This is a genomic window from Devosia sp. A449 (assembly GCF_054489375.1).
Genome location: NZ_JBTMWU010000011.1, coordinates 25839 through 49612, shown reverse-complemented (window position 1 = coordinate 49612; position 23774 = coordinate 25839). Strand labels below are relative to the sequence as shown.

Sequence of the window (23774 nt, the reverse complement as noted above, 5' to 3'; positions counted from 1 at the left end):
ACGATCACTTGGAGCGAAACGCCCCTGCGAGCCTGCCAGCCACAGGGTTGCCTTCTTGTGAGGCCTCCCCTGCTGGCGAGCGTGTAATCGATTGCATGCTCCGTCCCCGAAATCTCTGCAATCGATTTCATTAGTTTCATACACGTCTTGCGCGCCTGTCAATACCGATTTAGACAGAATGACTTTCCGACAGCGAAAGGGGGCGCTGTCAGGCATGAATTTGGTGAACAAAACACCGACGATTCAAGACGTTGCACGTTTTGCAGAGGTTTCAACCGCCACCGTGAGCCGCGCCCTTTCGAGCCCCGAAAGGGTCAGCGAGAGCACTCGCGACCGTATTTCCGAGGCGGTGCGCGTCACCGGCTACACACCCAACCAATCGGCCCGCTCGTTGCGCCAGCGAACCGCCCGAACTATCCTCGTGGCGCTGCCCGATATCCGCAATCCGTTCTTTTCAACCATCCTCGATGCCATCGAACGCGAGGCCGCTTCGCGCGGTTATGGCGTGCTGGTGGCCAACCGGTTTTCGAGCGCCGAGTCAGGGCGGCGGATGCGCGACTATTTTCAATCCAACCGGGTCGACGGCCTACTGCTGTTCGATGGCTCGGTGGACCTCGAGCAGCTGATGATGCTCGCCGGCGATCCGATGCCGGTGCCGTTGATCGTGGCCTGCGAGGAAATTCCGCACGCCCCGTTCCACACCGTCAAGACCGACAATGTCTTCGCTGCGGCGCAAGCGACGCGGCATCTGATCGAATTGGGGCACCGCAAGATCGGCCATATCAGGGGGCCGGCCGACAATGTGCTGACCGGCGAACGGCAAACCGGCTTCACCCAGGCAATGAGAGCCGCCGACCTCGCCATTCGCCCGGAGTGGCTGTTGGCGGGCGGTTTCGACATGGCGTCGGGCCAGGCCGCCGCCCGGCACTATCTGGCGCTGGATGACCGGCCCACGGCCGTTTTCGCGGCGAATGACGAGAGCGCCATCGGCTTCATTGCCGGGCTGCGCCGGAACGGGCTGGAATGCCCGCGCGATATCTCGGTGATCGGCTTTGACGATCTGGAGGTGGCGTCCAATATCTGGCCGCCGCTGACCACCATGCGGCAGCCGCGCGCCGCGCTGGGCCGGATCGCGGCCGGCGCACTGATCGATATCATCGAAGGCCAGCAGCAGAGCCGGGTGCCGATGCATATGGTGCTGAGTTCGGAGATAATTATACGGGGCAGCACAGCGCGGGCCCCTGCCCTCGACCAATCCGCCACATCAGAATGAACTTGCGGCAACAAGGGCGTTTCCTTTGTGCCGAAATACGCTAAATGAAGCCACATGCGCCGGTCCCGTAGCTCAGCCGGATAGAGCAGCAGCCTTCTAAGCTGTTGGTCGGAGGTTCGAGTCCTCCCGGGATCGCCATAAAAACTCCATAAATATCAATGACTATGATGGAGTTGCCCTTTCGCTGGGCGAGTATGGATCGTTCGTGGATGCGCGAACCATAAGGGTGCTACGCACCTCTGGGGCTCCAGTGAAGCGGTGGTTCTTGATGCTGGGTCGCAGATTTGGCGCCTTGTCCAAGTGGACGACAGCAAATTGTCACATTCATGCGCGGTCCAGGCTTGGCCGACTGCATAATTTTCTGTTGTTGTAAATAGACGCAGAATCGTTACTTGCGCGCGATGAATTCAAGGGCTAGAAGCGCCCAATCAGCTGGGGCAGACCGATGAGTACTATACGGAAAATGGAGTATATTTTGGTGGCGGGCGCTTGCATCATTGCGGCCTATTGGTTTGTGATGTCTTGACCGACCAACCAATACCGGACGACGATGCAGCAGAACGCCCGGCAGCAGAGCCTTTCGATCCCTGGGAAGACAAGTTCAACTCACATTACCGACCATCCAGCACCGAGCGGGCCAATAAAGAGCCTGACAATGAGCCTGATTCGACAGCCAGGTAGGCTGGTCCTGCCCGCGTGAGGCGAACAGCGACGACTCAGCCTGCTGCCGCTGATGCCGAAATCTGGTGAGCGACGAATCCCCTGCTCCGCTCGCCGCCACCGGCTCTAGCGCCGCATTTTTCCAAATTTGCTAAAAATCGAAGCCCATCTGCGATACCGGCTTGGCCGCGCGTGGCTTGGGTGAGGGTTCGGGGGGCGCAGGAGCCGGCTCTGCCACGATAGCCGTGGTTTTTGCCGCTGGCACAATCGCCGCAGTCTTTGCCACCGGCGCAGTGAAGCCGGCCAGCCAAGTTTCGACCGGCCTGAGCCGGGACGGATGCAGGCCATAGCGGTTTTCGCGACCGGACTTTTTCTCACTGATCAATCGTGCTTGCTTGAGCACGCGCAAATGTCGCGAGATCGCCGGACGGCTGATATCGAAGGAGCCGGCAAGGACGTGAACCGGTTGCGGTCCGTTGCGCAGGATTTCGAGAATGCGGCAACGGGTCGGGTCGGCCAGGGCGACAAGGGTGGCGATGGGCGGCATGCGGTTTCCGAACTGCTTTGGCCGATGCAGTAGTAACGACAGCGTTACGCGTCAAGCTTTGCCCTTGCCAGACAAGGGGTTGTTCACCAGATGTGTTGAGCCGGGCTTTACGATGCCGCGCGATGGCCGCGTTGCGGCAATAATCTGGTCACTTCCCTGCGCCAAGGTCGCGGTTACCGGAGGGACGACCGTGCAGAAGCTGTCAGCGACATATTCATGGTGGAGCCGCGAACAACGGCCGTTCACCCGTGCCGAAAAAGTGGTCGATGGTATCGTCCATATCTTCGGTCTGATCGTCGCCATCGCCGCTGGTTCGGTGCTGCTGGCTTTCGCCATTTTGCAGACGGCGCCGGAAGCGGTGCCGGCGCTGGTGGTCTATGTCGGCTCGCTGGTGACGGTGCTTGGCGTATCGCTGGCCTATAATCTATGGCCGGTTTCGCCGATCAAGATGGTGCTGGCACGCTTCGACCAGGCGGCCATCTTCCTGTTCATCGCAGGCTCCTACACGCCGTTTCTCGCCGTCATGGGCGGCACGACGACCGGCATGCTGATGACCAGTTTTGTCTGGGGCGCCTCGCTGATCGGGGTGGCGCTCAAGCTTATCGTGCCGGAGCGCTTCGGACGGCTGGCCATTGTGCTCTATCTGGCGATTGGCTGGAGCGGGATCTTGGTGTTCCAGTCGCTGGCACAGACCCTGCCCGCCACGACCATGTGGCTGCTGCTGGCCGGGGGCGTGACCTATTCCTGCGGCATCGTCTTCCATTTGTGGGAAAGACTGAAGTTCCAGAACGCATTGTGGCATGTGTTCGTGGTCGCGGGGGCCAGCCTGCATCTGTGGGCGGTGATCGACTGCATGGTCATTCACCGGCTGTAGTCAGTCCGCCAGCGTCCCGACGCGGTCATGCTCCATGGTGTCGCCGGGCTTGAGCCCGATTTCGACCGAACGCCCACCCGGAATTTCCAGCACGAACTGCACCGGCGCCCCTGAGGGAATCGAGGTGACGTCGTGGGGGCGCGCATTGACGTGGATGGATTTGATCACCCCGTCGGCGTCGACAAAGATCATGTCGAGCGGAATGAAGGTATTGCGCATCCAGAACGAGACCGGACGCACTTCCTTGAAATCGAACAGCATGCCGGCGTCGTCGGCCAGTTCGGTGACGAACATCAGCCCCTGCGCCCGGCTTTCGGGCGTATCGACGACATCGACATTGAAGCTGTAGTCGCCAGTCGCGCTATGCAGCACGAGCCTGGAATCGTCCGCAAAAGCGGGCAGCGGCAGGGCCAAGGCGGCAATGGCAATAACCGCTCCGGCGCGGCGCAGGACCGGGGCGAAATCCAGAGCAGACAGCATCATAGGGGCAATTCCTAGTGGGAAGACGGCGCGTCGCCCCAACCATCGGGCCGGATTTCGGCGACCATAAGGCCCTTGGGACCATTGCCGTAGCGCACCAGCACATATTGGCCTGGCCGCAGTTCGGTGATGCCGAAGCGGCGAAGCGTTTCCATATGGACGAAAATGTCGGGCGTGCCCTCGCCAGCCGAGAGGAAGCCGAAACCGCGAATGCGATTGAACCACTTCACTTCGAGCCGGACCATACCCGAGGTTGGCTCCACCACCACATGGGTGCGGGGCGCCGACATCTGGGCGGGGTGGCGGGCGGTCGATTCGTCCATAAAAACGATGCGGAAGGCCTGGAGGCCACCGGGACGATTGAGCGCCTCGACGACGATGCGGGCACCTTCATAAGCGGTCTGGTAGCCGTCGCGGCGCAGGCAGGTCACATGCAGCAGCACATCGGGCTGGCCATCATCGGGGATGATGAAGCCGAAGCCCTTGCCGGCATCGAACCACTTGATGGCGCCGGAGATTTCAATGGTATCGAGGCCGGATTCGCCGGCTGGGGATGGCGTGTCGGAATGGCCCACGGAGGCTGTCGTACCCGACAGCCTCGCGGCATCGTTGCCTTCGTCGGTGAATTTCCCCCCCATACGCCCCAAAACCCTTCGCACTCGCCTCGCTGACGCGAGGTACAAATCACTTTACCGATCTGCACTCTGTCCGATTCAGCCCTGCTTGTTAAGACTCTGTTTGGAATTGGTTCGGTTGCCGAGCCGCTTGGCGCTTGCTAGGCCCTTGGCCAACCGATTTCGCAAGGAGATGCGCCATGAAATATCTGCACACCATGGTCCGGGTGACCAATGTCGAGGACAGCCTGCGATTCTATTGCGAAGGTCTGGGGCTGCAGGAAACGCGGCGGACAGAGAATGAAAAAGGCCGGTTTACGCTGATTTTCCTGGCGGCGCCGGGGGATGAAAGCGCCCAGGTGGAACTGACCTATAACTGGGACCCCGAGGAATATACCGGCGGTCGCAATTTCGGCCATCTGGCCTATCGGGTGAAAGATATTTACCAGCTGTGCCAGCATCTTATGGATATGGGCGTGACCATCAACCGGCCGCCGCGTGATGGGCATATGGCCTTTGTGCGCTCGCCGGACGGGATCTCGGTGGAGCTGATCCAGGAGGGTTCCCTGCCCCCGCAGGAGCCGTGGCTGTCGATGCCGAACACCGGAAAGTGGTAACACGCTGCTGACGTTGACGTGACTACCACAAGCAATTCGTTAACCGTCACCGTTAGGCGGCGGTTAGCGAAACCGATCGTATTTTAGCGACTTCACCGAATGGACCGTTATCTGTTGCAAAAATGCAGCAGAGGTCGCCTGGAAGTCGCCATGCCCGCTCCTCTCCGCACTCTCTTTGCCATCGCGACCACGACGCTGATGCTGACAGCGTGCGTGCCCATGGCGATGTTCGCCAGCTCCAGCGGCGCTGGCTATTCCGGCAAAAAGAATGACTGGGGCACGTTTGTCGCCAGCAATGAGGTCAACGCCTTCTGCCTGTCGCCCAAACTGCGATTCCTGGTGTGGGAATTCGAAGGCCATTTCGGCCGCAAGGTGGTGATGAGTTCGGGCTATCGCGACGGCCAGCACAATAATGCAGCCGGCGGCGCCGACAATTCCTACCATACCCGCTGCATGGCCGCCGATTTCTACATTCCCGGCGTCGACAAGCAGCAGCTGATAGATTTCGCCATGCGCACCGACAGCGTCGGCGGATTGGGGTGTTATCCGGGCCGCCAGTTCATCCATGTCGACGTGCGCGACCGGCCGCGCGGCTACAATCGGCCTGTCACCTTCTCGGGCTGTTGATAAATTTGCGTTTTTTGGCGCTTATGGGTTGCACAACTGAAATCCCCAAACTATACGACACCCAGCGCTTAGGCGCCCTTCGTCTATCGGTTAGGACGGCACCCTTTCACGGTGCAGAGAGGGGTTCGATTCCCCTAGGGCGTACCATTTCCCCTTGCTAGCGGGGTTGCTGAAAAGCTAGCATTCGAGTTCCTTGCTCCGCGCCCATCGTCTAGCGGTCAGGACACCGCCCTCTCACGGCGGGAACAGGGGTTCGATTCCCCTTGGGCGTACCAAGGTCTTGGCAATTCGCCCCTCTGGGGCTCGCCAGTTTCATTTTCACTGATGTTGCATTGAGAATCGCCCGTTTGGGCGGCGGCTCGGTGTGTTTGATTCGTTGCTTCGCCGAATCGGGCCAGTGGCAGCTCGAAGTTGTCCTGCGAGGGGGGAGCCGTACCACCCTCACTCCAACCCTCACCACCGAAGGGCAAGGGGATTTGGCTTCCTTCTGGTCAAATCCAGAGCGGCCTACACATGATGCAGCCCCTCCCCTATTATTAGAGGGCTGGGCAGGAGGGGGCAGACGCCCGACGACCGGAGCATCCAAGCAGCAGCTTCCTCGCTCCAGCGCTGTCCGCTGGCGCTCAGAGGGGGCGGCGATACTGATAGATCCCCACATCGATCGAGCCTTCGGTGAAGCCGGCCTCGCAATAGCTGAGATAATACACCCATTTGCGCTTGAACTCTTCGTCGTAGCCGAGCGGAGCAATCATCGGCCAGCGTTCGAGAAAGCGCTCGCGCCACAGCTTGAGCGTCTTGGCGTAGCTAAGGCGGAAGGTTTCGACGTTTTCCAGCACCAGATTATATTTGTCGCCGAATTCCTGCATCACCGTCTTGGTCAGCAGCATGCCGCCGGGGAAGATGTAGCGCTGGATGAAATCGGGGCCGCTGCGATAGCCGTCGAAATCAGCCTCATTGATGGTGATGGCCTGAATGGCGGCGGTGCCGCCGGGCTTGAGGCGATCATGGATGGTCTGGAAATAGCTGGGCCAATTGTCCTCGCCCACAGCCTCGATCATTTCGATGGAGCCGATATGGTCGAACTGGCCTTCGGTATTGCGATAATCCTCGAAAACCAGGGTAGCGAATTCATCGAGTCTCTGCCCCGCCAGGCGTTCGAGGCCGAATTTGAGCTGTTCGGCCGACAGGGTGATGCCGCGCAGATTGGCCTTATAGTCCCGGGCGATGGTTTCGGCGAAGCCGCCCCAGCCGCAGCCGATTTCCAGCACGCTGGAGCCGGCGGTGACACCGGCCATATCGGCGACGCGGCGATATTTGATGAGCTGCGCCTCTTCGAGGCTTTGATCGCCCGAGGTGAAGACCGCTGAGGAATAGGTCATCGAGGGGTCGAGCCACTGGCCGTAGAAATCATTGCCGAGGTCGTAATGCTCGGCGATGTTTTTCTTGGAGCCTTCCAGCGTGTTGCGTCGGGACAGATGATAATGCAGGTCGCCGGCCGCCTTGCGGAAAAAGCCGGGATTGGCCTGCTCGAACATGTCGCGATTCTGCAGGAAGAAGCGGAACAGCGCGGTGAGATCATCGACCTCGATATCGCCATTCATATAGGCGGAGGCAAAGCCCACCGTGCCGCGCTGCATCGCCTCGGTGATGACGCGGAAATTGCGTAGTCGGAGTACCGCGCGCTCGCCGGTCGCCGGATTGCCTACGGTGCGGGTGCGGCCATTGGGCAGGATGACGGTGAGCGCCCCGTGGCGGGGCTTACCGACCAGTTTCAGGCCGATCTGTTCGACGGCCCAGGAGGCGAAATGCGTCCACGGCGTTACGCCGGTATTGCTATTTTCTGCTACGGTTTTCGTCATCTTGCCGCTGATCCAAATATCGAAAAACTTGGCAAGGCGGCGGCCGGGCGCCGCCTCAATCTGAGCGTCGGCGACATATTCCGAGGCACGAAAACGGTGCTTCTCGGGCTATGCCGACCAGCAGTTTAACGGTGATAAAGGGATATGCAAGCAGCAGTTTTGGGGCTTCAGCCCTTGGGCTTGGCCAGATCGGTGAGGCGGAACTGTACCTGTTCGCGGCCCTGATAGTGGTCGATAGAGAGTGCGCCGGCGAAATGGAAGGCGCTGTCGCCGCCGCGCAACAGGGCATCGCCGATGGCGGTATTGGCGGCGCGGAAGGCGATGGCCTTGAGCCGCGCGCCATCTTCGGAGGTCAGGGTGAAGCTGACATGGCCGCCCTTGCCGACCACCTGGGCGAATTTGGCCCGATGGGCGGGAAAGGCAAAGACTGGGCCGGGATTGCCGGAGCCGAACGGCCCGGCGCGCTCCAGATCGCGCACCAGATCGAGGCTGGCGCCGCGCGCGGTCAGCGCCGCGTCGACGGGCAAAGCGGTGGCGGCGCGGGCGATGGCGACATCGCCCGCCAACGCTTCGGTGAGGAAGGCGCGGAAGCCGCCGAGCTGGCCCGGCTTGATGGTGATGCCGGCCGCCATGGCGTGGCCGCCGCCTTTAGCGATCAGCCCCTGCTCGACGGCCTGGATGACGACGCGGCCGAGATCGACGCCAGGCATGGAGCGGCCTGAGCCGGTGCCGGTGCCATCGGGATGCAGAGCAATGGCGAAGGTGGGGCGACCGAAGCGCTCGCGCAGGCGTGAGGCGATGAGGCCGGCGACGCCGGGGTGCCAATTGGCGGAAGCCAGCACCAGCACCGGCGGGCCCTCGCCGCTACCGATTTCCACCTCGGCCACGGCGGCAGCTTCTTCGACGGCCTCCACTTCGATGCGCTGGCGCTCGGTGTTGAGTTCGTCGAGGCGGGCGGCGATGGCGAGCGCGTGGTGCTCGTCATCGACGGTCAGCAATTCGGTGCCGAGCGCGGCATTGCCGATACGACCGCCGGCATTGATGCGCGGGCCGATGAGAAAGCCCAGATGATAGGGGTTCAGCGGGCCGCTCAGCCTGGCGGCCAGGGCAAGAGCGGCGATGCCCTTGTTGTCGCCGCGACGGGCGACTTCGAGACCGCGCACGACGAAGGCGCGGTTGAGCCCGGTGAGCGGCACCACGTCGCAAATGGTGGCCAGCGCCACCAGATCGAGCAGCTTGAGCAGGTCCGGCAGGCCGGTATCGCCGCGCTGGCGCAGGGTGCGGTTGACCGCCACCAGCACCATGAAGGTGACCCCGGCGGCGCAGAGATAGCCGAGGCCGGAAATATCGTCGGCCCGGTTGGGATTGACCAGCGCATTGGCATCGGGCAGCGCGTGATCGGCCAGATGGTGGTCGATGACCAGCACATCGACGCCCCGGCCCCGGGCATGGGCGATTGGGGCGGTGCTGGTGGTGCCGCAATCGAGGGTGATGATCAGATTGGCGCCGGCATCGATCAATTTGTCCATCGCCGCGATATTGGGGCCATAACCTTCAAAGATGCGGTCGGGGATGTGGACCTGCGGCTCGATGCCGAAATGGCGGAGATAGCGCGCCATCAGGGCGCAGGAGCAGGCGCCGTCGACGTCATAATCGCCGAACAGGGCGATGGCTTCGTTGTCGGCGATGGCCTGGGCCAACCGATCGGCCAGCGCGTCCATGGCGGTAAGCGTCGAGGGATTGGGCATCAGCCCTCGAATGGTGGGCTCGAGATAGGCTTCGGCTTCATCAATGCCGACGCCGCGCGCCGCGATGATGCGGGCGAGAATTTCGGAAATCCCGCTGCGCTGGGCAATGGCGGTGGCGGTCCGGGTGGTGCTGGCATCCAGCCGGTCGGTCCAGGCGCGGTCGGTGACCGAGCGGGAAACGTCGAGGAAAGGGCGCGGCGCGTCGAGCATGGGGGAGAGGTAGGCGATTTGGGCGGTGCTGGGAAGTGGTTGTCTTCACCTCTCCCTTTCCTCTCCAACGCACCACCCGGTAAAGCCCCCTCACCGGCGCTGCACACCGACCTCTCCCCCGAAGGGAGAGGTGAAGACCGCCTTACCTGGCGTGTTGGGCTTTGATCCAGCGGACGGTCTGGCTCCAGGAGCGCATGACGATGGTGCTGGTTTGCACCGCATTGCGGCTGAGGCGGATGCCGTCGAGCAGGCTGCCATCGGTGACGCCGGTGGCGGCCACCAGCACGTCGCCGGACGCCAGTTCGGTAACGTCGTAGATACGGTTGGGGTCCTTGATTCCCATGGCGACGGCGCGGTCGCGCTTGGCCGGGGTATCGAGGATCAGCTTGCCCTGCATGTGCCCGCCAATGCAGCGCAGGGCCGCGGCCGCCAGCACGCCTTCAGGAGCGCCGCCGGAGCCGAGATAGATATCGACGCCCGAATCCCAGGTGTTCACGGCATGGATGACCCCGGCGATATCGCCATCGCTGAGTAGTTTGACGGCAACGCCCGCGGTGCGCAGCTCCTCGATCAGACCCGCGTGACGCGGCCGGTCGAGTACGATGGCGGTGATTTCCGACAGCGGCACGCCCTTGACCTGGGCCAGCGCCTTGACGTTTTCAGTGGCCGTCCAGTCGATATGGACGGTGTCGGGGGCGTATTCGCCGCCGATGGCGATCTTGTGCATATAGACGTTGCGGGCCACGTTCAGCAGCCCGCCGCGCTCGGCCATGGCCAGCACAACGATGGAATCGGGCTGATTCTTGGCGCAAAGAGTAACGCCTTCGAGCGGATCGACGGCGATATCGACCTCAGGCCCCTGCCCGGCCCCGACCGACTGGCCGATGAACAGCTCTTCGCATTCGTGCTCTTCGCCCTCGCCGATGACGATGCGGCCGGAGATGGCGACGCGGTCGAGTTCATCTTTCATCGCCAGAACGGCGGCCTGGTCGGCGGCTTGCTCGTTGCCCTTGCCGCGCCATTCGGCGGCTGCAACGGCGGCGCGCTCGGTGACGCGCACCAGTTCCAGGGTCAGGCTGCGGTGTAGATTGGCGGGGCTTCTATCGCCCTCTACCTTGCTCAGTCTCATAGTTCCTCCCCAAGGCACATCGCGATGGTGGCCTGTGAAGCCAGGCTCTCTGCGCGTCCGCGCTCACGTATTCAACATACGTCGCGCGCCGGTTCTTGCGATCCTGCCTTCTCGGCTCCTCCTGGCGCGATCGCAATACCCTCTTTCGGGGTACTACAGCGCTTCGATGCGGATCAACTGCGGATCGCCCACAATAAAGCCATCGGCGGCGATCTGCGCCAGTGCTTCGCGCACCGACGATTCCAACGTCTGCTGGGTGATGATCACCACCGTGCGGGTCGGCGAGCCATCGGGCGCCACAGCCTTAGCGCTCAAATCCGACCGCTGGATGACAGAATCGATGGAGATCGCGTGTTCGGCCATGCGGCTGGTGATCGAGGCGAGCGCGCCGGGCATATCCTTGGCATTGATGCGGATATAATAGCCGCCCTCATGGGCCCGCATCGGGGCTTCCTTGTAGGGCAGCAATTCGGGGCTCGGAATGCCGAGCGGCGGCACGCGGGTGCCCCGGGCAATATCGAGAATATCGGACAGCACCGACGCCGCCGTGGGCGGGCCGCCAGCACCAGGGCCGGCCAGTAGTAATTCATGCACGTGGTCGGTTTCCAGCGCCACGGCATTCATCACCCCGTCGACGCCGGCAATGGCGCTGCTCTTGGGCACGAAAGTGGGATGAACGCGCTGCTCGATGCCTTCATCGGTGCGCTGGGCGATACCCAGCAGCTTGATCTTGTAGCCGAGTTCAGCGGCGACCTTGATGTCGTGCTGGGAAATCTTGGAGATGCCTTCGACGCTGATCTTGTCAGGGGCAATCTCGTAGCCAAAGCACAGCGTGGTCAGGATGGAGAGCTTGTGCGCCGTGTCGAAGCCTTCGACGTCAAAGGTCGGATCGGCCTCGGCATAGCCGAGCGCCTGCGCGTCCTTGAGGCAGGCGGCAAAGCTGATGTCCTCATTGCCCATGCGGGTGAGAATATAGTTGCAGGTGCCGTTCATGATGCCGAACACCTTGGCGATGCGGGCCGAGCCCAGCCCCTCGCGCAGGGTCTTGATCACCGGAATTCCACCGGCAACCGCCGCTTCAAAGCCGAGCTGGGCGCCCGAATCTTCGGCCATGCGCGCCAGCAACACGCCGTGCTTGGCCAGCAGGGCCTTGTTGGCCGTGACCACCGGGCGGCCGATTTCGAGCGCCGCTTTCACCGCGGCAAAGGCCGGACCGTCTTCGCCACCGATCAGTTCGACAAACAGGTCGATGCCATCGGATTTGGCCAGGGCCACCGGATCGTCGAACCATTCGAGCCCGGAAATATCAATGCCGCGGTCGCGGGAACGCGAGCGCGCGGCAACGGCCGTCACCACCAGCTGGCGGCCCAGCTTGCGTTTCAGCTCCAGGCCATCCTTTTGCAGGATTCCGACCAGCGTCGCGCCGACATTGCCCAGCCCGGCCACGCCGATGCGCAGCGGCGGCAGGCTTTCGCCATCGCCATAATCCTGCATCGCCCGCAAGATGCGGGTGCGCGTCTCGGAACGCGGCTCGCGGCCCTCGCGCAGGTCAAAGACGAAGAGCGGATCGCCCGCAACGGTGCGGCCGAACCGGGTCGGCGTCCAACCACGGGCGGAGATGAAAGTTTCGACGGCTTGGCGGAAAGAGGCAATGTCATTCATGGTGGCGCCATCTGCATAGGAATGTGCCTAGTCGTCAATAGGAGTTTGGTGTTGGCGCGTTGATGTTGGCGCAATCCCCTTGGCTTCTCCCCTTGTGGAGAAGGTGCCTGAAGGGCGAATGAGGGGATATATCCGCGGGCGCGGATGCATGGGCATACGCAGGCCCCCCACCCAGCATTTCTGCTGAACGCAGCAATGCTATCCCTCTCCCGCAAGGGGAGAGGGTAGAAAGGCGTATTAGCCGACCAGCGGCACGACGTTTCCTGACCCGGCCTTGGTGCCCAACAGCTTTTTGATGTTGCGGGCGGCCTGGCGGATGCGCTGTTCGTTTTCGACGAAGGCGAGGCGAACATACTGGTCGCCATATTCGCCGAAGCCAACGCCGGGCGCGACGCCGACGCCGGTTTCCTTGATCAGCAACTTGGCGAATTCGAGCGAGCCGAGATGGGCGAACTGCGCCGGAATCGGGGCCCAGGCGAACATGGTGGCCTTGGGCACCGGAATCTCCCAGCCGGAGCGGCCAAAACTGTCGACCAGCACATCGCGGCGCAGCTTGTAGATCTTGCGCACATCCTCGATCACGTCGTCCGAGCCATTGAGCGCGGCAGTGGCGGCGACCTGGATCGGGGTGAAGGCGCCGTAATCGAGATAGGACTTCACGCGGGCCAGTGCGGCGATCAGGCGCTCATTGCCGACGGCGAAGCCGACGCGCCAGCCGGGCATGGAATAGGTCTTGGACATCGAGGTGAATTCCACCGTGATGTCGATGGCGCCCGGCACCTGCAGCACCGACGGCGGCGGCGCATCCGCATCGAAATAGATCTCGGAATAGGCGAGATCGGAGAGGATGAAGATGTCGTGCGCCTTACAATATTTGACCACCTCGGTGTAAAAATCGAGATCGGCGGTGTAGGCGGTCGGGTTGGCCGGGTAGTTCAGCACCAGCGCGATGGGCTTGGGGATCGAGTGCCGCACGGCGCGATCCAGCGAGCGCATGAAATCCTCATTCGGATCGGCGGGCATGGAGCGGACGACGCCGCCGCTCATGATGAAGCCGAAGGAATGGATCGGATAGGTCGGGTTGGGCACCAGCACCACGTCGCCTGGGGCGGTGATAGCCGAAGCCATATTGGCGAAGCCTTCCTTGGAGCCAAGGGTGGCGACCACCTGGGTGTCAGGATTAAGCTTCACGCCGAAGCGGCGGCCATAATAGCTGGCCTGGGCCTTGCGCAGGCCGGGAATGCCGCGCGAGGTGGAATAGCGGTGGGTGCGGCCGTCCTTGACGGTCTCCTGCAGCTTTTCCACGATGTGCTGCGGCGTCGGCATGTCCGGATTGCCCATGCCCAGATCGATGACGTCGACGCCTTCGGCGCGAGCCTTGGCCTTGAGCGGATCGATATGCGCAAACACGTAAGGGGGAAGACGGCGGATTTTGTGGAAGTCGTCGTTCATGATTTCCTCGGCGGCCCTGCTGGGACCTGAAACTGGACCGCGACGCGCCTGACGGGCGCCACACCTCATCTTGGAGGCGGTGATTATCGCGGAATTATGGTTGTGAACGGGTTAAACGGCTCCTGGTGGAGCGCTTTGTCGTGTTCGGCTCCTCCCGGCCCCAATCGGGCCTTGCGGGAAGAGCTAGCGGGCGTTTGCCGCCGCCATGAAGGCAAAATGGGCCACTGCACAGCCGGCGAGCGAAGCTCCAACCTCAGCAACAGTGTACAGAGACTGCATGTCCCTTGCCCTTCAGATGCGATTTTTGTAAGGAAATCAGCTATCGATAAGGCCGTTCATAAATCCTCCTCCGGGTATTGTAAATGGGCCGAGGGACGCCAACCTTCGGCTCCAGAACGGTGTATGATGAGGTTTTGACTTTGAAGCGCATTGCCCTTGTCACGATCGGCACGCAAGGCGACGTTCAACCCTACCTGGCGCTAGCCATCGCCCTCAAGGAGCGCGGCTATTCCGTCATCCTGGGGGCGTCGGAAGAATTCCAGGGCATGGTAGAAGGTTACGGCATCGAGTTTCACACGCTCGGGCCCTCGATCCAGTCGTTTCTGACCCAGCAGCGTTTTGAAAACGCCATGAGCCAATCCATGCTCATCAACGGGCCATCCCTGCTCCGGCAGGGCCAGCAAATCGTCGACACCGCCGCGCGGCACGCCTGGAACATGTGCCAGGGCGCCGACATGCTGATCCTCAATATGAACACCAGCTTTGGCATCGACATTGCCGAGGCGCTGCATATTCCCGCCATCATGGTGGGGCTGCAGCCGCTGAATTCGACCAGCGAATTCCCGCTCTGCATCTATTACGGCGCCGATTTCGGTCCGGCCTTCAACAAGCTCACCTATACGGCAATGACCGTGCAGCAGATCTACTACAATCTGCCGCGCAACAAGCTGCGCCGCGAGCTGATGGGGCTCGACGCCCGCAAGAAGGGTGGTTTTTTCCGCAATACCGACGGCACGGCGATGACGACGCTGTATCCCTATTCGCCGGTGGTATCGCCGCGTCCGCGCGACTGGCCCAAGAGCGCCATCGTGACCGGCTATTGGCAGCTCAAGGACCGCACCGACTGGCAGCCATCCGAGGCGTTCCAGCAATTTCTCTCCGAGGGCGAAGCGCCGGTCTATATCGGCTTTGGCTCGATGCCGTTCGGCGCCGAGCGCAATACCAAGATTCTGAAGGAAGCCGTCGCCATGTGGGGCGGCCGCGCCGTGGTGGCGCGAGGCTGGGGCGGCATCAATCCGCAGGACCTGCCGGACAGTATCTTTGCCATCGAGAAGGCGCCGCACGACAAGCTGTTCAAATATGTGTCGGCCGTGGTGCATCATGGTGGCGCCGGGACGACCTCGGCAGGCCTCCACCTGGGCCGGCCGACCTTCGTGGTGCCGCAGGCCGTGGATCAGCCCTATTGGGGCCGGCGCGTCTATGAGTTGGGCTGTGGGCCCAAGCCGGTGCGGCTGCGCAAGCTGACCTCGGATATTCTTGCCGGCGCACTGGCGGACCTCGCCACCAATGCAGATTATCGCCGCAACGCTGCGGATGTCGCCGAGCAGTTGCAGGGCGAAGATGGCGTCGAAAAAGCCATCAAGGTGATTGAGCGGGTGATGACCAACTACGTGCCGCGCACGCCCAAGGCGCCCAAGATCAAGAAGCCGAAGAAGGCCAAGCCGGCGCTGAAGCTGGTCGGCTAGACCTGACGAGGAGCCACGGACATTAAAAAAGGGGAGGCTTGCGCCTCCCCTTTTCCTTGTGATGTACCCTGCCCGATCAGGCAGCGACGGCCTCGTCGAGGGCTTCGATGCTCTCGCCGCGATCATAGACCTCCTGATTGAGGATGCCCTGACGCTTGGCGACGATGGTCGGCACCAAAGCCTGGCCGGCGACGTTGACGGCGGTGCGGCCCATGTCGAGAATCGGATCGACCGCGAGCAGCAGGCCGACGCCTTCAAGCGGCAGGCCGAGGGTGGACAGCGTCAGCGTCAGCATGACGGTGGCGCCGGTGAGGCCCGCCGTGGCGGCCGAACCGATGACCGACACGAAGACGATCAGCAGATAGTGCTCAAGGCCCAGCGAGATGCCGAAGAACTGGGCCACGAAGATGGCCGAGATCGCCGGGTAGATGGCGGCGCAGCCGTCCATCTTGGTGGTGGCGCCGAGCGGTACGGCGAAGGCGGCGTATTCACGCGGCACGCCCAGGTTCTGCTCCGTGATGCGCTCGGTGACCGGCAGTGTGCCGATGGACGACCGCGAGACGAAGGCGAGCTGGATGGCGGGCCAGGCGCTCTGGAAGTAGCGGATGGGGTTGAGGCCGTGGGCCTGCAGCAGCACCGGATAAACGATGAACAGCACCAGAGCCAGGCCGATATAAATGGCCGCCGAGTACCAGCCGAGCTGGGCCAATGCGTCCCAGCCATAGACGGCCACGGCATTGCCGAGCAAGCCGATGGTGCCGATTGGGGTCAGGCGAATGACCCACCACAGGATTTTGTGGATGATTTTGAGGAAGGCGCGGTTGAAGGCGAGGAACGGATCAGCTGCCGGACCAACCTTGAGGGCGGCAATGCCGACCACAATGGACACGATCAGGATCTGCAGCACGTTAAAGTTGAGGCTGGTGGTCGCGCCGCTATCGGTGACGCGAGTGGACGCCTGCAGGCCCAGTAGATTGGATGGGATCAGACCCTTGAGAAAATCGAGCCACGAGCCAGTGGAGGACGGCGCGCGGGCGGCGGTCTCGGCGACGGCGGTATTGAGGCCGGGCTGGATGATCAGGCCCAGCGCAATGCCGATGCCGACCGCGATCAGTGCGGTGATAGCGAACCACAGCAAGGTCTGCCAGACCAGCTTGGCGGCATTGTTGAGCTCCCGCAGATTGGCGATGGAGGCCACGATGGCGGTGAACACCAGCACAGGCACCAGCGTCCGCAGCAGCGAGACGAAGGACGAACCGATGGTGGAGAGGGTCTGCACCAGCCAATTGGCCTGGCCGGCGGCATCAGGCCCCATCTGGCGGGCAATGTAGCCCAGGATGAGACCGATCACCATGGCGGCCAGAACCTGGAAGCCGAAGGAATAGTAGAAAGGTTTGGGCGCGCGGGTTACCCGGGCGGGGGATATGGTGGTGGGTGACATATTTGACCTGCTTGTGAGCAAGTCGGATAGCCCAACGACCGGGCCGCACGACTTGACGTTGAGCATAATCTACCCCGGCAGCGGGAAATTGGCTGCGTACGGAATTCCATTTCAAGCGGATGCAGGAAAATTTCCTGTCAGAACCACTCGATTCCCCGCAAAGGGCTTGCCAACACTCAGATGCGGCGCAGCGCCAGCGTAACGAGGGCGGCCAGCAGCACCGGCAGCAGCAGGGCCGCGATGAAGGCTAGCACCATGATGCCGATGCCCACATCGAACCAGGCGAGCGCCAGCAGGCCGATACCCGCCAGACCGAAGGCGATGCCTATGCTGCGATGGACCGCGACCCAGGCGCGGTCTGAGCCCACCGGCCAGGGCATGCGCAGGCCGGCATAGGTGTGCCGCTCGGCTTCGAACAGCACGATCCCCAGCACGAGCAGCACGGCGCCCAGCAGGATCGCGGTGAAGCGCACCAGATCGAGGTCCGAGCCGATGCCGGCGAAGAGCAGCCCCAACTGGGTGGCGGCAATCACCGCCAGCAGCAGGCTCAGGGCCGGATCGAAGATGTGCTGGGTTTTGGCAAAATGGTTTTTGGTCAGCAGGCGACCGAGCAGGAAAAACGCGGCCAGCAGCAGCAATTGCACAATGGGCGCCACCAGCAGGGCGGGATCGCGCGGCCATAGCCAGTCGGCGCTATTGCCGGCCCAGTGGGCAGCAAAAGCAAAATCGGCGGGGATGCGATAAAATCCGACGCCGGTAATGCCCAGCGTCACCATCAGGAGCAGGAGATGAAAACGGGTAACAAGGGTCTGCATGACGCCCGAGATGTAGGATGCTCTGAGCAAAAGAAAAGGGCCGGTTTCCCGGCCCCTCTCCAAATATGTTTGTGAAGCTTAGCGCTTCGAGAACTGGAAGGACTTGCGGGCCTTGGCCTTGCCGTACTTCTTGCGTTCGACGACGCGGCTGTCGCGGGTCAGGAAGCCACCCTTCTTGAGGATCGGACGCAGGCTCGGCTCAAAGAAGTTCAGCGCCTTGGAGATGCCGTGACGCACGGCACCGGCCTGGCCGGACAGACCACCACCAGCAACAGTGACGACAACGTCGTACTGCTCGGCGCGTTCGGTCGCGACGATCGGCTGCTGCACGATCAGCTGCAGCACGGGACGAGCGAAATAGGTAGCGAACTCACGGCCATTGACCACGACCTTGCCCTTGCCCGGCTTGATCCAGACACGAGCAACGGCGTTCTTGCGCTTGCCAGTGGCATAAGCGCGGCCCTGGGCGTCGAGCTTCTGGACATGCACCGGAGCGGTGTTGATGACCGGAGCGACGGTGGAGGCGCCGAGTTCTTCGAGGGAGTTGATGGTTTCGGCCATATTACTTCACCCGCGCATTCTTGGAGTTCATCGCAGCAACATCCAGCTTGGCCGGGTTTTGCGCTTCATGGGGATGCTCGGCGCCGGGGTAGACGCGGAAGTTCTTCAGCTGAACGCGAGTCAGCGGACCACCAGGCATCATGCGACGGACGGCGTTCTCGAGCACGCGCTCGGGGAAACGGCCTTCCAGGATCTGACGCGCGGAGCGGTCCTTGATCCCGCCGGGGTGACCGGTGTGCCAATAGAACTTGTGCTGATCCAGCTTGCGGCCGGTGAGCTTCACCTTGTCGGCATTGATGACAACGATGTTGTCGCCCATGTCCATATGCGGGGTGAAAGTGGGCTTGTGCTTGCCGCGCAGGCGGGCGGCAATGATCGAGGCGAGGCGACCCACGACGAGGCCTTCGGCGTCGATCAGGATCCACTTCTTTTCGATCTCGCTCGGTTTTGCCGAGTAAGTGCTCATGCTTGAATTCCCTAGATAATTGGGGCTTGCAGCCTTCATCCAAGGAAGAAAGCGGCTTGTTCGGAGGCTTCCCTAAGGCAGGATTCGATACAGGTCAAGCGTCTTGAAAAGATCGTGCTATTTCAATGCCTTACAGATGCGGTATTATATTACCGCACCTAGGGAACGCCTTTTGGTCAGGTCGGCCAGATAGGCGCAAATGCTCGAGGCGAGGATGAAGGCCAGGCCCTGATGGCCGACGGCCAGATCGATCTGGATCATCGACAGCAGCGTGGCAATGCCCAGGCCTACCTGGGCCAGCACCAGTACGGCAATCAGCACCAGCCAGCGGTGGACGCCGCCCAGCCCTGCCCCGCGTGCCTGCAGGATCAGCAGCACCGCCACCACGGCAGTGATGAAATAGGCCAGCATGCGGTGGGTGAACTGCACGGTCAGGCCATGCTCGAAGATGCTGCGCCAGACCGGCTCATGGGCGCCCAGACCGTCGGGGATGAACTTGCCTTCCATCAGCGGCCAGGTGTTGTAGCCCATGCCCGCATCAATACCGGCGACGAAACCGCCGGCGGCGATCTGCAGCACCAACAGGGTGAGCAGCAGCGCGATGGTGGTGACGTTGAAACTTGTGACAACGCCCTCGGTCGGTTGCGGGCGCATGCGCCGGGCGACCCAGACCAGCGCCAGCAGCAGCAGTGCGGCGGCGGTCAGATGGGTGGCGAGGCGGTATTGCGACACCGAGGTCAACTCGGACAGGCCCGAAGTGACCATCCACCAGCCGAGAAAACCCTGAAAGCCACCCAGCAGGAACAGCCCGGTCAGCGGCACGACCATATCGCGGGTCAAGCGCTTCTGAGCCAAGAAGACCACGAAGGGGATGGCGAAGGCAAAGCCGAGCATGCGGCCGAGGAAGCGGTGAATCCACTCCCACCAGAAGATGCCCTTGAAGTCCTCCAGGGTCATCCAGTGGTTATAGACGTCATATTGGGGGATCAGCTTGTAGCCGGCGAACTCGGCCAGCCAATCGGCTTCCGACAGGGGCGGGATGATGCCCGAGATCGGCCGCCAGGTGGTGATCGACAGGCCCGAGCCGGTCAGCCGCGTCATGCCGCCAACCATGACCATGCAGAGCACCATGAAAGCCATGACATAGAGCCAGATACGCACCGGGCGCAGCCGGTCGGTGGCAAAGGTGGTTTGGCTCAGTGCGGCGTTTTGGACGGTGGTCACGGCAGATTCCCGGTGTCGGTGGGGGTGCTGGAGTGGTATGCCCGAGGCAAGTTTCCTGCAACAGGCGCGATGCCGCACATGACCCAGCGTAGCCGCAAGGCCTTCGGAATTCTGCTGATCCTTGGTTCGATCGTGGCCTGGCTATCGATCTTCACCTCGATCTATCTGGCGTTTCCGCCCGACCTGCCGATCTGGATCCTGATGCCCTATTTCATCGTCGCGGGTATGGGATGGCTGTACCCGGCCATGGTGCTTATCCGCTGGATGTCCAAGCCGGACTAACCCGTCAGTTTCCCCATCACGGAAAAGATCGCACCAGTCGCGAAAACATCGACATAGCGGCGGGACTGAAAGTAACCGTTGAGCGAGATGCGCGGCAGAGCGTGTGGCGTTTGGGCGTGGTGGGCGTAAAGGCCGCCGGGTCGCGTGGTGACGGCTGAACGGAAGCCGAGATCGCGGGCCAGTTCGAATTCGCGCGGGCCGGCAGAGAGCGGGCCGCCCAATGGATAGGAAAAATGCGCTGGACGCTGGCCAAATTGGGCCAGCAGGATATCGGCGGATTGGGCGATTTCACTGCGGGCCTGCTCGAGTGGCAGCTTGGCCAGTTCGTAGTGATGCACGGTATGGGCGCCGATGGTGCAGAGCGGGTCGCCGGCAAACAGGCGCAGCTCCTGCCAGTCCATGATCAGGTCGCGGCATTGCTGGTCGAGATCATAGCCATAGGCCGTGGCAAAGCTGCGCACGAGTTGCACCCGCTCAGCCTCGGGCATTTTGCGCATTTGCCAGTAGAGCGCGTCGAAAGCCGCCTGTTTCTGGGCGGTGTTGCGCGTGTCGACATAATCGGTCTGGCCATTGGAGGTCATGGCAATGGCCTCCTGGCGGGCGATGATGTCTTCGATGGCCTGCCACCAGAGTTCGCCCACACCATCGACCAGGGCCGTGGGCACATAGAGGGTAAAAGGCGCTTCCTGCCGCTGTAGGATGGGCAGGGCGTGGCGGAGATTGTCCTTATAGGCGTCGTCGAAGGTCAGCACGACGAATTTGCGGCCGGCGACCAGGGAAGCGAGGCGCTCCAGCGCTTCATCGAGACTGACGATATCGAGGTCCAGGTCGCGGACCCGCTCGATGACATATTCGAGAAAGTCGGGCCGCACCTGCAGGATGGCATTGGGCGAGAAATCGGCGGGCGCTTCGGGCAGCACGCGATGCAGGGTGAAAATCACCCCGCGCGAGGTGCACAGGCTGCGGATGAGGCCGGGCAGCCGCGTGAGCCACAGCGCTTCGAACATGGCGCGGATTGCCGTGTATTTGACGGACATGGCCGGTCCGTTCAGGCAGCGACGCGGGCGGGGGCGGCAGCGATCTCGCAACGGCCGAAGCCCGCCGCGAGCAGCCGTTCCTGCGTTTCGACCACGGCATCGGCATCATCATCATCGCTGGCCACCAGGACCAGTCGACCATCGAGGCCGTCAAACACCGGCAGGCTGGACGAGCCGCCGACGCGGCCGGTCAGCACCACCACAACTTCATAGATATCGCCCAGGGCCTCAACCAACGTCAGCGGCTTGGTGGAATCGCGGTCGATGGCGCCCCCCTGCCCCCACGGCACTTCTGCAAAACTGTTGTCGGAGGATTTGTGGACCACGTCGCCAAAACTGGCGGCATCATGGCTGAGATCGGTGAGGCCAAGCTCATCACTGGCCTCGGCGCTGCCGGCATCGATCAGCGCCACGCTCAAGCCGCGGGCCAGCGCCTCGCCCACCAGTTCCTCGGCCAGCATGGCGCAATCAAGATTGGTGCGGTGGGCGGCCAGGATCACCACATGGGTGCGGCCCAGCACAAGATCGGAAGTTAGATCGGCAAGCGCAATCACGCCCGGAACCGGCAGAGGAGAAGCCGTCCGCAGCGGCACGGCGTCCAGTTCCGGCTCGGGTTCAAGCTCGGGGTCTGGCTCATTGAACCCGAACGCGTCGTCGGGCCTGGCGCTGAGCAGCGTCTGAATAAAGCGTTCGGCCTCGGCGGAGCGCTCGCCGACGGGCGGCGCCACCGGCACCTGTAGGACAGGCTCGACCCGTTCGGGCTCAGGTTCGATTTCAGCGTCGATCTCTTCCGGTTCGTCGAAGAGATCGTCCTGGGCCAGCGCCTGGACCTCCTCAACCATCTCGGCGGGGGCGACCGGCTCTTCCCAGCGCTGCTCGGGCTCCAACTCATCTTCGATGAAGGGCACTTCGTCGAGTTCGTCCTGGGCGCGTTCGGGCTCACGGCCCGAAATGATGGCGCGGCCGGAGATCAGTTCACCGAAGATGATGACGCCGAGCTGGGTCGCCAGCGCCACAATGCCAACCGCCAGCAAGATAAGGGAAGTCTTGGGCGAGGCCGGCGACACTGACGGCGCAGCGAGGCTGACCACCCGTACGTCGGGCAGCGCCGAATTGGCATCGACCCGCGACATGGCCTCGCTATAGCGCTGCAGATAGCCTTCGAGCAGGTCGCGCTGGGCCTTGGCCTCGCGCTCCAGCCCGTCCAGCGTCACCGTGTCGGTGGTAGCGGTGGAAGCTGACGACTTGGCGCGGGTCAGGTCGGCCTGTAGCGAGGCTTCGAGATCGGCTTCGATCTGGCCTTCGGACTCCAGGGCGTCGGCGACGCGGCGGCCTTCAAGGCTGATCTGGTTGTTCAGCTCGGCGATCTGGGCGGTCAGGGCCTGAATGGTGGGGTGGTTGCTGAGCAGGGTCGCCGAGCGCTGGGCCTTCTCGCCCTGTAGGCGGGCCTTTTCCTGGCTGAACTGCTGGATGACCACCGACTCGCGGACATCGGCCACGCCATCGATGGGCTGGCCGCGTTCGATCATGCCGCGTATGAGGGCGGCGCGCGACAGAGCGGTGCTCTTGCGCTCCTGCGCGGCACTGATCTGGGTGGCGATGGTGGAAAGATTCTGGTTGAGCAGGCTGGTATTGTTGGTGCCGGTGAACAGGTCGTTGGCCACCTTGAAATTGGCGACCGCAGTTTCCGCCGCTGTCACCGAGACGCGCAGCTTGGCGATCTCGTCGGCGAGCCAGCCCGACGCTTCAACCGTATCGGAGAGCGACAGCTCGGCCCGGCGGGCGACATGGGCATTGGCCACGGCATTGGCGATCTTGGCGGCCAGTTCCGGATCGGTAGAACGCACCAGCACCGAAATGATGCGCGAGTCGCGCTCCTGAATGACGGTGAGGCGCTCATAGAGCGTGTTCAGCACGGTTTCATCGACGCTGACCGGCGTCGCCTTGCGCCCGAGCAATTGCGAAATAATCGCCATCGGGGAGAAGCCGCCGCCCCCTGCCCCGTTGAATTCACTCACCGAGCGCAGGTCGAGCTTGTCGATGACATTGAGCAGCGTGTCGCGGGATTTGAGCAGTTCGATCTGGCTCGACACCACGCCGGCATCGCTGCTCGGGGACGGCGCCAATTCGTTGGAGGCGCGGCTGTAAATATTGCTGCGCGACTCGATCAGGATCGAAGCCGAGGATTCATAAAGCCGCGGCATGAACATCAACAGGACGAAGGTCGCGGCCAGCAGCAACGCCGTCACCACGATGACACGCGGCAAGCGCTGCACCACCGAACCCAGTACGGCACCAACATCGATCCGAGCGTCGCGCACGGTCTGCGACTCAAACGCCATGGTCATCCCTCGTATTGCGGTCGATTTATCGCCCCCTCGTGGTAATCAATCCGTTAACCCAATTGCAGATCGCAAGAATACGCTGCGCGCAGAAGGAATTTGTTAACCA

Annotated in this window: 21 protein-coding genes and 3 tRNA genes; 9 read left to right on the top strand and 15 right to left on the bottom strand. The window is 62.4% G+C overall.

Annotation, left to right across the window (positions count from 1 at the left end; genetic code table 11):
- Positions 1-178 precede the first annotated feature (178 nt).
- The gene (locus tag ACX3OW_RS20675) at positions 179-1273 is read left to right on the top strand and encodes a LacI family DNA-binding transcriptional regulator (RefSeq protein ID WP_459097680.1); all 1095 of its coding nucleotides are present in this window, start codon (positions 179-181) and stop codon (positions 1271-1273) included.
- Between the two features lie 61 nt (positions 1274-1334).
- Positions 1335-1411: transfer RNA gene (locus ACX3OW_RS20670), tRNA-Arg, on the top strand.
- 673 nt (positions 1412-2084) lie between these two features.
- Here ACX3OW_RS20670 and ACX3OW_RS20665 read toward each other — a convergent pair.
- Entirely contained in the window at positions 2085-2480 is a 396-nt protein-coding gene (locus tag ACX3OW_RS20665) for an ArsR/SmtB family transcription factor (RefSeq protein ID WP_459097679.1), read from the bottom strand.
- A gap of 190 nt (positions 2481-2670) precedes the next feature.
- On the opposite strand from ACX3OW_RS20665, the gene trhA reads away from it, so the two are divergent.
- Complete coding sequence (gene trhA, locus ACX3OW_RS20660; protein ID WP_459097678.1) at positions 2671-3354, top strand: PAQR family membrane homeostasis protein TrhA; 684 nt, start codon at positions 2671-2673, stop codon at positions 3352-3354.
- Here trhA and ACX3OW_RS20655 read toward each other — a convergent pair whose 3' ends face one another.
- Together ACX3OW_RS20655 and ACX3OW_RS20650 are read right to left on the bottom strand one after the other, a co-directional pair.
- Positions 3355-3837, bottom strand: a complete 483-nt coding sequence (locus ACX3OW_RS20655) for a DUF192 domain-containing protein (protein WP_459097677.1) — start codon at positions 3835-3837, stop codon at positions 3355-3357.
- Between the two features lie 11 nt (positions 3838-3848).
- Positions 3849-4409 carry a cold-shock protein gene (locus ACX3OW_RS20650; protein WP_459097676.1) on the bottom strand — a complete coding sequence of 187 codons (561 nt, stop codon included), beginning with the start codon at positions 4407-4409 and terminating at the stop codon, positions 3849-3851.
- Between the two features lie 239 nt (positions 4410-4648).
- Between ACX3OW_RS20650 and ACX3OW_RS20645 the strand changes: the two genes are divergently transcribed.
- The 4 genes from ACX3OW_RS20645 (at position 4649) to ACX3OW_RS20630 (ending at position 5967) form a co-directional block, all read left to right on the top strand.
- Positions 4649-5065 carry a VOC family protein gene (locus ACX3OW_RS20645; protein ID WP_459097675.1) on the top strand — a complete coding sequence of 139 codons (417 nt, stop codon included), beginning with the start codon at positions 4649-4651 and terminating at the stop codon, positions 5063-5065.
- A 150-nt stretch (positions 5066-5215) separates the two neighbouring features.
- Positions 5216-5692 carry a YcbK family protein gene (locus ACX3OW_RS20640; RefSeq protein WP_459097674.1) on the top strand — a complete coding sequence of 159 codons (477 nt, stop codon included), beginning with the start codon at positions 5216-5218 and terminating at the stop codon, positions 5690-5692.
- 72 nt (positions 5693-5764) lie between these two features.
- Positions 5765-5839: transfer RNA gene (locus tag ACX3OW_RS20635), tRNA-Glu, on the top strand.
- A 53-nt stretch (positions 5840-5892) separates the two neighbouring features.
- Positions 5893-5967: transfer RNA gene (locus ACX3OW_RS20630), tRNA-Glu, on the top strand.
- Positions 5968-6315: 348 nt separating this feature from the next.
- Here ACX3OW_RS20630 and ACX3OW_RS20625 read toward each other — a convergent pair.
- The 5 genes from ACX3OW_RS20625 to ACX3OW_RS20605 all read right to left on the bottom strand — a co-directional run bounded on the left by ACX3OW_RS20625 (position 6316) and on the right by ACX3OW_RS20605 (position 13752).
- Positions 6316-7551 carry a class I SAM-dependent methyltransferase gene (locus ACX3OW_RS20625; RefSeq protein ID WP_459097673.1) on the bottom strand — a complete coding sequence of 412 codons (1236 nt, stop codon included), beginning with the start codon at positions 7549-7551 and terminating at the stop codon, positions 6316-6318.
- Between the two features lie 167 nt (positions 7552-7718).
- Positions 7719-9509, bottom strand: coding sequence for a single-stranded-DNA-specific exonuclease RecJ (recJ, locus tag ACX3OW_RS20620; RefSeq protein ID WP_459097672.1), 1791 nt, complete (start codon positions 9507-9509; stop codon positions 7719-7721).
- A gap of 142 nt (positions 9510-9651) precedes the next feature.
- The gene (gene glpX, locus ACX3OW_RS20615; protein ID WP_459097671.1) at positions 9652-10638 is read right to left on the bottom strand and encodes a class II fructose-bisphosphatase; all 987 of its coding nucleotides are present in this window, start codon (positions 10636-10638) and stop codon (positions 9652-9654) included.
- Between the two features lie 153 nt (positions 10639-10791).
- Entirely contained in the window at positions 10792-12132 is a 1341-nt protein-coding gene (locus ACX3OW_RS20610) for a homoserine dehydrogenase (protein ID WP_459097738.1), read from the bottom strand.
- A gap of 405 nt (positions 12133-12537) precedes the next feature.
- Positions 12538-13752, bottom strand: a complete 1215-nt coding sequence (locus ACX3OW_RS20605) for an LL-diaminopimelate aminotransferase (protein ID WP_459097670.1) — start codon at positions 13750-13752, stop codon at positions 12538-12540.
- 419 nt (positions 13753-14171) lie between these two features.
- On the opposite strand from ACX3OW_RS20605, the gene ACX3OW_RS20600 reads away from it, so the two are divergent.
- On the top strand, positions 14172-15497 hold the full coding sequence (locus ACX3OW_RS20600; RefSeq protein WP_459097669.1) for a glycosyltransferase: 1326 nt from the start codon (positions 14172-14174) through the stop codon (positions 15495-15497).
- A gap of 76 nt (positions 15498-15573) precedes the next feature.
- Here ACX3OW_RS20600 and ACX3OW_RS20595 read toward each other — a convergent pair whose 3' ends face one another.
- The 5 genes from ACX3OW_RS20595 to ACX3OW_RS20575 form a co-directional block, all read right to left on the bottom strand.
- A complete protein-coding gene (locus ACX3OW_RS20595) occupies positions 15574-16938 on the bottom strand; it encodes a dicarboxylate/amino acid:cation symporter (RefSeq protein ID WP_459097668.1) in 1365 nt (454 codons plus the stop codon).
- A 176-nt stretch (positions 16939-17114) separates the two neighbouring features.
- Positions 17115-17753, bottom strand: coding sequence for an SdpI family protein (locus ACX3OW_RS20590; RefSeq protein WP_459097667.1), 639 nt, complete (start codon positions 17751-17753; stop codon positions 17115-17117).
- Positions 17754-17831: 78 nt separating this feature from the next.
- Entirely contained in the window at positions 17832-18314 is a 483-nt protein-coding gene (rpsI, locus tag ACX3OW_RS20585; protein ID WP_459097666.1) for a 30S ribosomal protein S9, read from the bottom strand.
- 1 nt (position 18315) lies between these two features.
- Positions 18316-18780: a 50S ribosomal protein L13 gene (rplM, locus tag ACX3OW_RS20580; protein WP_459097665.1), complete on the bottom strand. Its 465-nt coding sequence runs from the start codon at positions 18778-18780 to the stop codon at positions 18316-18318.
- Positions 18781-18924: 144 nt separating this feature from the next.
- Positions 18925-20004: a COX15/CtaA family protein gene (locus ACX3OW_RS20575; RefSeq protein WP_459097664.1), complete on the bottom strand. Its 1080-nt coding sequence runs from the start codon at positions 20002-20004 to the stop codon at positions 18925-18927.
- A gap of 78 nt (positions 20005-20082) precedes the next feature.
- Between ACX3OW_RS20575 and ACX3OW_RS20570 the strand changes: the two genes are divergently transcribed.
- Positions 20083-20286 carry a DUF2842 domain-containing protein gene (locus tag ACX3OW_RS20570; RefSeq protein WP_459097663.1) on the top strand — a complete coding sequence of 68 codons (204 nt, stop codon included), beginning with the start codon at positions 20083-20085 and terminating at the stop codon, positions 20284-20286.
- On the opposite strand, the gene ACX3OW_RS20565 is transcribed toward ACX3OW_RS20570, so the two are convergent.
- Together ACX3OW_RS20565 and ACX3OW_RS20560 are read right to left on the bottom strand one after the other, a co-directional pair.
- A complete protein-coding gene (locus ACX3OW_RS20565; RefSeq protein WP_459097662.1) occupies positions 20283-21323 on the bottom strand; it encodes a polysaccharide deacetylase family protein in 1041 nt (346 codons plus the stop codon). The genes ACX3OW_RS20570 and ACX3OW_RS20565 overlap by 4 nt on opposite strands.
- An 11-nt stretch (positions 21324-21334) precedes the next feature.
- Complete coding sequence (locus ACX3OW_RS20560) at positions 21335-23665, bottom strand: GumC family protein (RefSeq protein ID WP_459097661.1); 2331 nt, start codon at positions 23663-23665, stop codon at positions 21335-21337.
- Positions 23666-23774 lie beyond the last annotated feature (109 nt).